Annotated in this window: 6 protein-coding genes; 3 read left to right on the top strand and 3 right to left on the bottom strand. The window is 65.1% G+C overall.

What is annotated here, in order from left to right:
• Positions 1-20: 20 nt before the first annotated feature.
• Complete coding sequence (locus tag AB0I34_RS30525; protein ID WP_360451778.1) at positions 21-3,944, bottom strand: S8 family serine peptidase; 3,924 nt, start codon at positions 3,942-3,944, stop codon at positions 21-23.
• Between the two features lie 630 nt (positions 3,945-4,574).
• Here AB0I34_RS30525 and AB0I34_RS30520 point away from each other — a divergent pair.
• Positions 4,575-4,757, top strand: a complete 183-nt coding sequence (locus AB0I34_RS30520) for a hypothetical protein (RefSeq protein ID WP_360451776.1) — start codon at positions 4,575-4,577, stop codon at positions 4,755-4,757.
• Positions 4,758-5,349: 592 nt separating this feature from the next.
• Complete coding sequence (locus AB0I34_RS30515) at positions 5,350-5,808, top strand: hypothetical protein (protein WP_360451774.1); 459 nt, start codon at positions 5,350-5,352, stop codon at positions 5,806-5,808.
• Positions 5,809-5,814: 6 nt separating this feature from the next.
• Here AB0I34_RS30515 and AB0I34_RS30510 read toward each other — a convergent pair whose 3' ends face one another.
• Both AB0I34_RS30510 and AB0I34_RS30505 read right to left on the bottom strand, forming a co-directional pair.
• Entirely contained in the window at positions 5,815-8,310 is a 2,496-nt protein-coding gene (locus AB0I34_RS30510; RefSeq protein WP_360451772.1) for a CHAT domain-containing protein, read from the bottom strand.
• Between the two features lie 661 nt (positions 8,311-8,971).
• A complete protein-coding gene (locus AB0I34_RS30505) occupies positions 8,972-10,285 on the bottom strand; it encodes a hypothetical protein (RefSeq protein ID WP_360451770.1) in 1,314 nt (437 codons plus the stop codon).
• 228 nt (positions 10,286-10,513) lie between these two features.
• On the opposite strand from AB0I34_RS30505, the gene AB0I34_RS30500 reads away from it, so the two are divergent.
• Positions 10,514-13,726 (top strand): hypothetical protein, encoded by a 3,213-nt coding sequence (locus AB0I34_RS30500; protein WP_360451768.1) that lies wholly within the window; start codon positions 10,514-10,516, stop codon positions 13,724-13,726.
• Positions 13,727-14,008: the final 282 nt, after the last annotated feature.

Genomic DNA, 14,008 nt, shown 5'->3' with positions numbered 1-14,008 from the left:
AGTCGAGTAATGCCCATCCGTCAGGTAGGCCGGGGCCGAGTTCGGGCAACAGCCCAGAGACCAGGTGCGACCTGGTCTAGGGGCTTCAGACCGTAGGCATGCCGGATCGTCTGGTCGATGCTGTTGCCGTCCGCGTCCGTGGCGGTGACTCGCAGCGAGACGGCTCCGTCGCTGTCGGCCTTGTTCGGGTGGTGGACGGTGGCGCGGAACTGCCCGGAACGGGTCCGTACCAGGCTGATTGGCTGCCAGCTGGTGCCGTCGTTGAAGGATGCCAATGCGTGTACGGCGGTGATTGCCGGCCCGTCGATGCCGGCTTGATGGCCGACGTCGAGGGTGAAGTTGTAGGAGGTGCGGCTCGGCGCTCGATTGAGCAGGTCGAGCGGCAGGTTGTAGTTGACCTGTACGAGAGGGAGCAGTTGCCGCCCGGAGGCCGGAGTTGACGACTGGAACGTCCAGGTCGTCGAGACGTCGGTGGCATAGGTCCACCATGGCGCCTTGCGCTGCTGGTTCGACACGAGCCTGTAGGTGGCCTGTCCAGGCACTGCGGGGAACTGGTTGAGCGGACTGTTGCTCTCGCCGAGCAGTTCATCGCCTTGGTACAGCTTGGTGTCGGTGCTGTCGGTTCCATACGCTGTGAACCCGTGATGCTGTTCGGAATCGACGTAGGGGAACAGGAGCATGGTGAACGCGTCGCCCTCGCGGTATGCCGGTGCGCCGTAGTCCTCCCAGCCGGTCAGCCCGATCGGTATGGCCGGACGGGCTGGTTGGGTGAACCAGTTCTCGGCACTCCGGCTGCCCGGCCGGTACGCGGTTGCCAATCCTTCGGACTGGCCATTGCCAACGGGCTGGGACCAGGCCGTGTGCGTCCACTGGGTTTCGGGTGAGGCACTGACCCATTCGGTGCGCTGCATCGGATGCGGCAACGGCCGGGCGACGGCGTAGCCGAATCTCGTCCACGGGCGCCAGGCGATGTAGTCGTCCGATCCGAGCTGGTTGGGGCCGTCCGCGTGGTAGGCGGCATCGATCTGCGCGGTGTTCTTGCTGTTGATGTCGTAGGTCTGGTTCGGTGCGATGCGGCCGGTGTTGGGCAGCATCACGGAGTACAGGTAGGGGCTTTGTGAGGTGCCGGAGTACTGGATAGTGACCGGCTGCTTCTGCAGCAGGTTCACCAGCGACCGGCCGGCGTCCTGGTTGATGGTCAGGGCGGGGATGCGGACTGTGCCCGGGTCGCCGGCCTGCGTGTACAGCAGGCCGGGCGCGTTGTTGAAGATGACAGCGGCCGCCGCGCCGGCGTTCTGCGCGTTCTGGATCTGGCTGGAGGGAGTGTTCGTGCCGCGCTGGATCAATGCGATCTTGCCGTGCATGTTCCTGCCTACGTAGTCCTCCGGTGCGCCTTGGCCGACGTAGACGAGTGGCTGCCGGAACGTCCCGTCGACCGGTGCGGAGTTGACCATGAAGAGCGGATCAAGCGGCATCTTCTGCGGTTTGGTGACGCTCATCTGGATGGGTGGCGCGACGAGCGTCCACCTGCTGTAGACCTCGAACTCTCCGTCGGTCACCGCAGCGGTCGGCACCGCGTACACCTGGTCGAAGGGCGCTCGGAGGGTGAACGAGCTGTCGAAGTTCGTGTCCGGTGACAGCTTGCGGTGGTAGCCGACCTGCACCCCGTCCGAGGTGCTCGGCTTGGGAGTGTTGATGACGAGCTTCTGTGCCGGCCGCGCGTCCAACGTGATCGTCATGTCGCGGGTGACCTGCAGTTGTGGCCGGCCGACGAGAGCCATGGAGCGGTAAAAGACGTTCGATTCGTCCATCGTGAAGATGTAGCCCATCAGGCTGTACGTCCCCGGTTCGACCCGGAACGTCGGCGTCACGCCGTCGAAGTAGTTCTGGATCTGGAAGTGCGTCCCGGAGATTCCAGGGAGCGTCGGGTTGTACAGCTCGACCTGGCTCAAGGAAGAGGCCGCGCGGCCGTCATGGGCGATCGCGGGCACCGTGAGGTTGTACATCTCCGGCTCGACGTAGGCGCCGATCGACGTACGGACCTCGATGCCGCCGGCCGTACCGGTCAGGTAGCCGCCGTACAGGTCGAACTGGCCGGCGTTCGGATCGATGGTCACAGTCACCGCGGCGGAACCGTGCGCGGGCACGGACACCTTGGGCCGGCTGACGGTGAACATGCCGGCCGGCGGTACGCCGTACCTCCGGCCGGTGACGTCGAGGGACAGCTTCAGCGTCACGTCGGACGAACTGTTGTTCCGGAAGGTCACGGGCTTCGTGACGGGTGGCTGGGCGGTGTGCGGGAAGCGGAAGTAGCCGAGGTTGAGCGTGCCCGGATCGGCGTAGACCTGCTGGCTGAACGCTCGTGCGACGTCAACGCGGCCGGCGCCCTGCTGGTAGACGCTGTAGCCATCGTCCTTGGAGGTGCTGATCAGGGCCGGCTTGAGCTGGGCCGCCGCCCAGTCCGGGTGTTCCTGCGCGAGGATCGCGGCCGCGCCCGCCACGTGCGGCGTGGCCATCGACGTGCCGGACAGCCGCGCGTAGTTCTGGCCGACCGGGTCCGCGTCGCCAAGCGGCGTGCCGGAGGCTCGAGCCGCCACGATGCCGACGCCGGGCGCAGCGATCTCGGGCTTGATCGCGTAGTCGCCGGACCGCGGGCCGCGGCTGGAGAAGTCGGCGAGGTGGTCGGACTGGTCGACCGCGCCCACAGTCAGCGCTGCGTCGGCTGCGCCGGGACTCGCCACCGTCCCTTCGCCCGGTCCCGCGTTGCCCGCGGCGGTCACGAACAGCGCGCCTGTCTGCGCGGTGAGGTCGTTGACGGCCTGGCTCAACGGGTCTGTACCGTCGCTCGGCTGGTTCGATCCGAGACTCATGTTGACTACCCGGGCATGCTGGGTCTGGGTGGCCCACTCCATCGCGTCGATGACCGCTGATGCCGTCCCGTTGCCACTGTCGTCGAATACCTTTCCGACGATCAGCTCGGCGCCTGGCGCGACACCCTTGTCCTGGCCGCCGTCGGCGGCGCCGGAACCGGCGATGATCGAGGCCACATGTGTGCCGTGCCCGACCCGGTCGGTCACGTCGGCGGGGTCGCCGCCGCCTGGTGCACCGGCGGGCACGAAGTTCTGCTTGGCGGCGATCTTGCCCGCGAAGTCCGGATGCGACGCGTCGATACCGGTATCGATGACCGCGACGTCGACTCCTGTCCCGTCATAACCGGCCGCCCAGGCCTGCGGCGCCCCGATCTGCGGGACGCTCTCGTGGAGGTCGGCCTTGACTCTGGCGTCCAGCCAGACCCGCTTGATGTTGCCGAGCTGCTTGGCGGTGTTGCCGCTCAGCGAGCTCCAGAACGCGTGCGCGCGACGCTTGCTTCCTTGTACCCCGACCGCGTTGATGCTCTGCAAGATCGCGCCTCGGCTGGTGCCCGCCAGCGTCGGCGCCGCCTGGGCATGCATCCGGTTCTCGCGATACTGCACGATCATCGGCAGGGATGCGGCCTTCGCGTCGTCGTAGCCGGCCGCGACCAACTTGGTGACGTCGAACAAGTCCCGGCTCAGTGTGCCCGTTGCGAGCAGCGGTGCAGCGTCGTTCGGGACGACGTAGAGGTCCTCGCCCACCTGTTGAGTGGAGTAGCCCACGTCGCTGCGGTCAGCTGGCGGGTGGACGGTTGCCGCCTGCCTACCGCCGGCGTAACGCGTCAGTTTCACAACGTCACCGGTGAGCAGCGTGACCGTGTGCCGAGCGAGGACGCTTGCGCCGGCGGAACCGGCGAGTGCAGCCCCCGCAGGGGAGCTGTTCGCGACGGTGTGCCGAGCTACGACGCTTGTGTCCGCCCGGACACCAGGCGGCGCGGCTGCCCCAGGGGTGCTGGGCACAACTGCGGTCGCCAAGGCCGCGGCGACTCCGGCAGCACCGATCCGGATTGCCGCAGGCAAGGTTCTGCTCATTCGTTCCTCCTGGGGACGCCGCGCGTCAGGGGTTGGGCGCCCGCTCAAGCTAGGACAGATCGGGTCGCGTGTCAGCGGACCACTGGCGAGCACTTCTGCTCGTGAACAGAAGTGCTCAGCCAGCGGGAGTCCTGGTGCAGTCACCCTGGTGAGTGGCATCCCCGCGGCAAGCTCCAACGTGCAGGAGCCGAGGTCGCGGTCCGTCGCTACTGTCAGCCCGTGGCTGGCGGCCCTGGCTCTCGAGCAGCCACGGGCCGCAAGTCGTCGTCGGCGACTGGTGCAGGTCGTGAAGATCCCCACGCCAAAGGTCACCTCACGCACACCGCAGCGTTACGCCGTTCGACCTGCCATCAGATGGGCCAGCGGCGGCCACCAAACGGTCCGAGGGTCAGCCTTACACCGACTGGGACCACAAGGCACCGGTTCGTCGTGCCGGGCTACGACGCGATCGCCCAGCGGCCTGCGAGTTCCTGCTGCAAGGTGGCCACCCTGCTGAGGTCGCCGATGTGACGAGCTTCTTCCAGGTCGTCTTGGACCCTGTCCACAGCACCTTGGAGCGTAACGGTCAACTCAGCGGCAGGTGAGTGCTGAGCGAGGATCCAAGCAGACCTTACGAGCGGTCTGCACGCGTTGCGCCACCACTTCGCCAGCATCACCCTGGCGGACGGAGTCAACATCAAGGAAGCGTCCGAGTACCCCGGTCACCACGACCCGGGGTCCACGCTGCAGATGTACACACATGTGCTCCCGTCGTCCTACGACCGGGCCCGGCGGGCAGTGGATCGCCGACTGGAGCGCTTGCTTCGCGGCTGACGGAGCAGAGGGATCACGGTCCCGAGGGTGGACCGTTCGATGGTTGCCCCGGCCTGCGCTGACGGAACAATGGCGCAGGCCGAGATCCCTTACAGGTATGGCGATTTCAGCTCGGCAGATGTCTTGCCGCGGAGTCCGCGGGCGACGATTAGCTGGAGATTTGTTGGGTGCCTTCGAAGATGTCGAGGATCTTGCGGGTGCTGACCGCCCCGACCAGTCAGAGTTGCCAATCTGCGCCCTGATCTGGCCTTAGTCTCATCAGTGCGCGGCGATGATCGACGCTTGTCAGCCTCTCACGGAGCAGTGGTGGAGCAGGCCGATGAGCGGTTACGCCTGGCGAGATGGACGCGGATCTCGAAGTACTGGTGCGAAGTTCGGCCAGCCCGGGACAAGCTGGTCGAGAGAGACGACGGTGAGCTGCGACCAACGCACGAACGACTCCTCGGTTGAGCCAGAGCTACACCGACCGGCTCGGTGCACGCCAGGAACCTCCAACCACGTCCGCCGTTGTACAGAACCTGACTCCTGGCCTAGGGCGACGAAGGGATTCAAGTGGTTCCGTGGCGACAGTTCGGACAGCTACATTTCCGGCATGCAAGATTTCGAGCTCAGGGTGAGTACCGACCCGCGTGCGACCGACGGTGAAGTCCAGGGCGTCCGGCAGGCGTTTCTGGCCATTGACGACCGTGTGGTCATCGTCGAGCGGGAGCGTGGCAAGGGAGCCGATGCTTCGTCGTTGCCGTGGGTCGTCGCTGCCAGCGGTCCGCTTGCATTATTTCTGGGCACCTTGGCGAAGAAGGGCGCCGAGGCCACCGTCGATGGACTGCGTCGGCTGGTCAGCGATCTCTACGAAGCTCATCGGACCCGGCGCGACGGGCTGATCATCCTCGACGACGACTCCACGGGCCGCCGGTACCTGATCGACAAGGATGTGCCGCGAGAGGCACTCGCGGAATTGGTGACGCACCTTTCGAGCAACCACCAGCCGCCGGCAGTACGTCCGACGTTCCGCTGGAGCGAGCTCGACGAGCAGTGGGTGCTGGACGACTGAGGCTGTTCAGCGCACGCCGATGACGTGGTACGCCGCCCAGCAGACCGGGGACGCGTCAAGTCCAGCACTCGCTCCCAGGGTCCGCCAGCGCTCGAGCTGATCGAGCTGGATCACTCGCAGATCCGTGGCCGGATCAGGCGACATCGTCATCATCTCGGCGATCGATCGGTCGAAGCGCGCCGTACCGGGTGTGTCCCAGGTCGGCCACGACGTCGCGACGATCTGGCGCGATCCGTTCAGCAGAAGTCCCGCCGACAGCCCAAGCCACTCGCCCCGTCCGGCGCCGGTCGATCCCCCGGAGCTGCAGGCTGCCAGTACGACGCGGGCCGGGAACTGCCATGCTTCGGGCGTCCCTGCCGAAGCGATGAGCTCGCCTGCGGTCAGCACGTCTGTGCCGGCGAGCGGGATCCCGGAGGAGAAATCTCCAGGACTCGCACTATGGCTGGCGTGACCGCTGTAGAACAGGGTGGCTGCTGCTCCGGCACCGATGCCGGCCAACGCCGACCTCAGCGTCTCCCTGTCCAGCGGAGCGACCATCGCCGAAGCGGGCGGCGCCTCGTCGGGTCGACCGGTCAGAATGATCGGTGCCGCCGGCAAGCATTTGTGCAGATCTTCGAACTCGCCCCTGGCATCGACGGCGACAAGCGCCGCGGGAAAACTGGCACCTTCGACGACGGGTGTCCGCAGGACCTGCTGGACGAGCTCTGCCGGTGGAGCCGTGATCAGGATCGCACCCTCGATCAGGCGGACGTCGTCGTTGCGTCCGATCGCGAGTGTGGCCATCGGCAGCAGCGGCAGAAAGTTCCCCGACGTCACCAGCCGCAGCGGTGCGCGGTGTCGTCGGCGACGGATCTGATCGACGAGAAGCGGGGGCAGGATCGCCTCGCCCAGCTCTTGCATCACCTTCAGCTCGCCCTCCGGATCCTTCCGGAATGTGCTGGCCGCGATCAGCTCATCGAGATGTTCTTGGTACTTCCAGCTTGCTCGATTGCCGTGGCGCGCAGCCATCTCCGATTCGCTGACGAAGCTCGTCGGATCAACCTCACGGAAGACGCTGTCGACAAGGGTCCGCAGTTCGATGGTGAGAGAAGTGCTCCCGCCACTGAACTCACCGTCCGGGCTCCGCATTATCCAGTACAGGTTGCTCACGCCCCAGTACGTCGCCCACCACCAGGAATCCTGACCCGACACGGACTCGATGACGCACTCGAGACTGATGCTGTCTCCTACCGGCACGTCCCTGGGATACCAGGCGCTCAGCGCGGAGATCCCGCCAACGGTCAGCGGCACCATCGGGCCGAACACAACGCCGCCACCAAGGAACGCCCGCGTCACCTCACCGACAGCCGGACTCGCCTCGTGAGGCTGTGCCGCCCCACCCGATCGCGCCGTCTCAATGAGCTCGGCGAGCAGCCGCAGGTCGCCGTAGGCTATCGCCGCATCAAAAGCCGCCTCGCGGATGCCAGCGCCGATGCCGCTGGTCGCTCTACGGAGAAATGTCGACTGCATGTCTCGATCGCTGCAGTCAGCGATCGCCACGGCCCGAACCGAGTACACCACGGCCTGGTCCAGGTGGCCGTCCAGATGCTGACAGATGGCCTGCCCGACCAATGCCGTTGCCTGATCGGTTGGGACCAAGGATGCGACGCGCTCCGACAGCCATCCGACCAGTTTGCGGACGGCGTCTGGTACAGGTGATAGACCTTCGCGGCACAGTCCCATCAGACCAGCGATCCGCAGAGCGGTCTCGACGTCTTCCGCCTGTCGGGCTTCGCCGGCCAGGCGATCGAGAAGCCACACCGCCCGCGCATACTGCGTCTCGATGCGGTGCTCGAAAACCTTCGATACGAAGAAAAGCGTTGCGGAGCGCCGATATGCGACATCCGGGATGTTGCCGATCATCTCGACCAGTTGCTCCAGGCGTCCCGCAGACAGTTCGGCCAGTTCGGCAGTCATCAGCGTCGAATCGACGAACGATCGCTGATCCTTACCGTCTTCATCTTTGGCGCTGATGAACCGACGTGCCCTTCTGAAGTACGGCAGCGCCACCTCGCTTCCGCCAATGTGCAGCAGGCAGACACCGAGACCGAACAGCGCACGTCCGAGATCGTCGGCGTTCTCCGGATCTCGCTCGAAGTACCGGGTCGCGAGCTCAAGACAAGTGATCTCATCCTGGAATCGTTCACACTCGCCGTGAACCTCAGCCTCTACCAGCCAAGCTCGACCGATGCTGGCCTGTGCGTGCCAGTGGTCACCCCACTCGGCGGCCAGCAACCGAACCTCCGCGGTGACTTCGAGCGTCCGATCCCAGGCACGGCGGTCCAACATCTTGAACATCCGGTCCCAAGCTCGGTCGTAGCGCTTCTTGCTTCTCCGCGGCACGTCCGGCTTCAGATCCAGCCGCACGCCGACTGTCGGCCCACCATCTCGCACAAACGCTGTGACAGCACTGTCGAGATCGCCAAGGTCCGCGCCACCGAATGCCTTCGCGACCACGGTCATGAGCCGCGAGCCACCACCTGACCGCCTCGACGCAGCCAGTGCGACCGCCACATGTACGACCTCGACCCGTGCAGATCGTGCACGAGCCGCGAACGTCGCAGCCAGTTCGAGCATGACCACCACATGCCCGTCGACCTTGACCCCGCCAACCACTGCCCGAGCCCCGCCAGCATTCAGCAACACATACTCGAGCGGATCGATATCCTTAGGACTGATCCGCCGCCACGCTCCCGGGTAGTCCGCCCGCAGCGCCCGCCAAATGTGGCCCGTCGTCACAACGTCAGTCGCCGACAACCCAACAGCCGCAGCCAGCAAGTTCCCCAGCTCCTGCGAAGCCTCGACCGCTCCCGCCCTGTCCATCCCCAGCCTTCCCCGCCCCATGTCCGACTCCCCGCCTCATAATCCGGCAAACTTCCGCCGATGTCAGCAAACTCCCACAGTGGTCACCAGGGTCAGGTCAGGAACAGACCCTCTGCTGGGGAAGCCGCCTCCCCTTGCTCGACCACCCGGGCCTCACAGATGATGAGTGACCAAGAAGGGGGTTGTGGGGGCTACGGCCATCAAATAGGTCGCGCCCGGAAGCGCGAAGTATCGTGCCACCGGGGCATCTGACCACGCATCAAGTGGCCGCCCACGATGCAGCTCGTGCTGCGATCGACCGTCAGAGGATGCTGCGGTGTCGCCAGCCGAACTGAGCTATCGCGGTGCCGATGAGGCCGGCCACAATGACCGGTACGCCGAGGTCGAACTCTCGTTGGATCAAGTCCGACACGCCAAGGATGATGAAGATCGCCGACGCACAGTGGATGTAGGTAATTGTCAGGAGGTCCGAGTCCAGCAATAGGACGGTGCCTGTGCCGACAAAGAGGACAACAGTCGTGATCCCGAGCATCCACTCGACGTCCGTGGAGTGAGCAGTCTGCAGTATCAAGACAAGCAGGGCGCTCAGGCCGGATAGGACGCACGCGCAGGCGAGCGTTGGTTTCTCGTGGCCAAACCTCGAGAATCCATATCCGACGGCACCGACACCGAGGGCGACCAAACCAGGGCTGAGCGAGTTCACCTCATACTGCAGAAGGGCGACGGCTATGAAGGTCAGCCCCAGCCCGATGGCTACCACAGCCCTGGCTATGCGGCGGCTGCCGCGGTAGAGGGCGATGCCGCCTCCGATGCCGGCGAACGCCAGACTCACACTGCCTCCGATCGACAGGATGCCGGCGTCGTCAGCGGTAAAGATGACTGCACTACCTGCTGCAGAAAGGCCCATTATGGCAGTGAGAACCCCGGAAGGCTTGCGCAAGTTCAGCAGCAAAGCGATCGCGAGAACTGCCATCCAGACTGCGAAGACGATCGGCGTAGCAACGTTCAGGTCGCCGTACTCACCGCCGATCGTCTGCACGGCTACGGCAACTGCCGTGCCCATGATCGCCGCGGCAACTCCAACCGAGCGAACCCGCGGCGACAGGCGTGCAAACGACAATGCGCTGTACAGCAACACGGCGACGCTACACCCCAGAAGGGAAGACGCTTCCAGCCAACTGCTTGCGACCACGGCCTTGATGCCCCGAATCAAGCCAACGATCCCCAGACCGAGGATCGCGACCCGGAACCCGGACTCGGCCAGTTGCTCGTGCTGGTTGGCGTCCGGTGACCGCACCAGTATCGTCACTGCGCCGGCCCAAAGTGCTACGGGTGGAACTATCGCCCAGATTGCTGGAACGTTGCGGAGAGCAGTCAGGCACAGGAGCAATATGACGTAGGTGACGATCAGGGCCGGGTAGCCCCACCGATGAAGATGGTCAGAGTACGAGGTTCGTACGCCCGCCCACAGGCCGGCCACGACACCACAGCCCACCAGTGGCAGGGTGAACGTCCATCCCAGGTCTTGCTGAAGCTGGCTCCCCAACAGCGGCAGAACCCCAGCGGTCACGAAAGCTGCGACCACTGTCGGCCGCACATTGATGCCCTCGCTCATCCGATTCCCCCCGGCAGAGATTCTGAATGTCTGACTGAGCGATGTCCAGCAACCAGCGGTGCACCTTATCGAGGCGCCACTGGTGTCCGACTCCGGGCTGGCCGTAACGGACGGGCGCGCTTTCCCGATGTATGAACCAGGGGGAAGTTCGGTGTGCGCTGATGCCTCCCGGCGCGCTGTCGTCAGGGCGCCGGAACGCTGCCGGCTTTCACGTTCGGGGAGGCGAACGTGACCAGTACTGTGCCACAGCCAGAATCCGTCGCTCAACCGCCAGCGGATTCGACACCTGAGGAATCAGCGGACACTCCGCAGCCGGCCAACCTAAGTCCGGTCGGTGGTTTTCTGTCGGTGCTGCTCGTTCTCTGGCTGGCGATGAACGAGATTAGCCTGCTGTCCGCCGGCTTTTTGACCACGACGAACACGTCGTGGGCATTCAATGAGATGGTGGGGCCTCAGGACCGGGCACGTGCTGACGAGTGGCACAGCCTTCTGACCCAGGAACAGCTCCCCGACTGGCAGCATCTGCTCACGGGCTACCTCGTCTTGGACCTGTTCTTCATCGCCACGTATACCTTCGCGTTGTACCGCTTGGTTCCGAAGAGATGGATCTGGAGCGCCGTTTACCTGATCCCGGCTGTCGATCTCGCTGAGAACATCTTGATGTTCCTGCTCGGCCAGCAACGGTGCACACCGGCTGGCGGCTGCGATATCGATGATGGGTTGATCACCGGACTCGCCTGGCTCACTGGCCTGAAGTGGATGGGTTTCGTCGCACTTGTCGCGATCGGCCTCGCGAAGGTTCAGGACAGGCCATTGCGCCGAATCGTCCGTGCTCTCTACATCCAACGGTTCAGTCTACTCGCGTTCCTGCCGATCGCCGTACTGGCTGTCGTACCAGGCAGCAGCGTCCTGGACCAGATGCCGGATGTCCAGCGACGTTGGCTGGACGGCGGTACAGACAGCCCAAGCGAGGTCGGTGGTCTGGGGCTCGGGCATGCCGAGCTCGCAGCCTTCGTCTACTTCGTGATCCTGCTGCCGACGATCTTCGCGCTTGGCCGGCTCCGTGCCGACTGGGCGGTACGACGCGTAGGCGGCGAGGGCTGGCCATTCTTCGACGAGGTGGACGGTACGGCGAAGGATCGGCGGTACGACTCCCGCCCCTGGGTCCTCGGACCAGCGCTGCTGCTGGCTGGTGCCGGACTGGTCGAGCTGACAAACCGAGGCACTGTCTTCTGGCCGCGGCTGCTGGTGTTCTGCGCGATCCCGTTGGCAGTCGTGGTGTTCTCGCGCCTCGTGCGGGGTTGGCCTGAACGCCATCCGCGGAAACTCCGACCCATCTACCCCGAGTACCCAGCGGACGTGATGACTGCGGGCGATGCCCTGGCGGTGGCGTCGTTGTCACTTGCCGGCCTGGGCATGATCCGTGCATTCTCCGGACTAACCGCGCTCGACCGTGCCGGCATGATTCCGTCACCGCCACCTGTGCCACCGCTGGCTGCCTCGATCCTCGGTGCGGTACTGGCAGTCGGGCCCTGGCTAGTTGCCGGTCCCTTCCGACAGATGATTGCCGACTGGACAGATGCGAGCGGCAAACGCCGCCGCTGGATCGGACGATTCCTGACTCCCGGAATGAACACGCAGGAGAACTCCGGGATCAAGGTCGAGCCTCACAGTTGGACGCGGTTGATTCTGCTCTGCCTGTCGATCGCGCTCTACTTGGTGCTGGCCATCTGGCCGCGGGAGATCGGCGACGTTCTGGGCGTGCTGGCCGCGACGACCCTTGCGATGACGGCGCTCGTCACGATGGTCGGCGTCCTGGTTGTCTTCATGCAGGATCGGCAACCGCCGGAGATCTTCCAGATCGGCTTCGAACCTCTGCGAACCCGTTCGACGCCAATCATCACGCTGCTCCTCATCGCTGTGCTCGCGACCGGTTTGGCAGGCGGACGAACAGACATCCATCCCGTCACCGCCGACGGACTGCTGCCTGACCGACCAACCCTGCAGCAGGCGTTCGATGCCTGGCTGAAACAGAACGAGGGCTGCAGTATTGGGCTGAAGGTACCGGCCGTCCACGGCACCCACCCCGGCGATCAGGACGAACTGACGGTCCGCCCGATGCTGATGATGGCCGCCGAGGGCGGCGGCATCCGCGCGGCTTATTGGACCGCGTCCGCGCTGGGCCGGATCGCCAAAACCGGCAACGGATGTGGCAAACACTCCGCACTCTTCTCGGCGGGTGCGAGCGGGGGTGCGCTGGGACTCAGCCTCGCCAGATTCACAGCCGATCCGAACGCAGCGGCCACATCGATTGCAGGACATGAGGCGCTGGGTGCCGCCACGATCTCCCTCGTGACCGCCGACCTGCTCGCCAGCACCACCGGTCTGCGGTTCGCAACGGACTCACCGCACCGCGACCCCACCCGCCAACCACTCGACCGAGCCGGCTTGATGGAGACCACCTGGGAAGAAGTCCTGGCGGGCATTCGCACCCCGTTCCTCGCCGGGGACAGCACCACCGCCGCCAACGACGGACCGAAGACCGTCACCGGACAACTGATTCTCAACTCGACCGCCGTCCGCGACGGCTGCCTGGCCCTGGTCAGCCAAGTAGACCTCAACGCTGGATTCCGAACCGCAGACGGCGCACCACTGTGCGGCTCGGACGCCGCCGGCCCCCATAACTACGACCTGTTCGGCGCCTATGGCCGTAGATCAAGCGGAGAAGCCAAGCAGTGTGTCGGCAATCTCCCCGCGCTGGCCGCCACGATGCTCGCCAACCGCTTCCCGTACGTGACTCCGTCCGGAACCATCGAAGGTTGCCGCGGCCTCGACCCCGCACAACTGGTTGATGGCGGCTACACCGACAACACCGGCTTGGGCACCATCGTCGACCTCGCACCGCAGTGGACCAAGATCGTCCGCGACCACAATGCCGTCGTCGCCACGCGCCGCTCGGGCCAATTCGTCGTACCAGTGGTGGTGTACATCGAGAACGGAACCGGACCCGACTACAGCACCGGCCAGGCCGGATCGGCCGTAGACGACAGAGTGACGCCCGGCATCGGCACCGAGTGGCAGAATAATCTGTCCCTCGTCCCGGAAGGCGTCGTTCCCCTGGTCACCAAATTCGTTACCGCGAAGGGAGACAGCACCGACAGCAACGCGATGCTGACAGCTGTGGCCGAACAACTCGACCAACTGTGTACCCCGTTCTGCGACGAGATCCGGAGCTCGCAGATGATGCCGAGGAACGTATTCGTCATCCGCCAAAGCAAGCAGCCATCGCTGTCGGCTCCGCTCGGGTGGGTGCTGTCGGCAACCAGCCAAAGCGACCTCAACGACGACCTCACGAAACAAGCAGACAACGGGTGCCCAGCACCCTGCTACCCCACCTTGCGTGACCTCACCGACATCCTGCAACCGCCATCAAAGCCTTAGCGCGGACACGAACTCGTCCGCACCGCACCATCCAACGCGAACGCCGCGGCGTCCCACCCGAGTACGGAGACCGCGTCTGGGTGAAGGACACCAAGGCGAACGGCGCATCCGCCGCGGCCACGATCAAGGAAGATGCATCGCCTTCGGGCTGGTACCGCGAATGTTTCAAGAGCCGCGGCGCGGACGGCGGCTGGGTGATATGCAACTTCGACGTAACGGAACACTCCAAGGTGTCCTCTGGGTCGTCAACAACCCCTTCGTCGGCAACGAGGCGGGCACGAC

The sequence above is a fragment of the Kribbella sp. NPDC050281 genome, from assembly GCF_040655855.1.
In the GTDB taxonomy this organism is placed as follows: Bacteria; Actinomycetota; Actinomycetes; order Propionibacteriales; family Kribbellaceae; genus Kribbella.
This window is presented reverse-complemented; position numbering and strand designations above follow the sequence as displayed.

Excerpts from the sequence above, each read along its gene's own strand:
- AB0I34_RS30515 (WP_360451774.1), top strand. The coding sequence starts at position 5,350 with ATGCAAGATTTCGAGCTCAGGGTGAGTACCGACCCGCGTGCGACCGAC.
- AB0I34_RS30510 (WP_360451772.1), bottom strand. The coding sequence starts at position 8,310 with ATGACCGTGGTCGCGAAGGCATTCGGTGGCGCGGACCTTGGCGATCTC.
- AB0I34_RS30505 (WP_360451770.1), bottom strand. The coding sequence starts at position 10,285 with ATGAGCGAGGGCATCAATGTGCGGCCGACAGTGGTCGCAGCTTTCGTG.
- AB0I34_RS30525 (WP_360451778.1), bottom strand. The coding sequence starts at position 3,944 with ATGAGCAGAACCTTGCCTGCGGCAATCCGGATCGGTGCTGCCGGAGTC.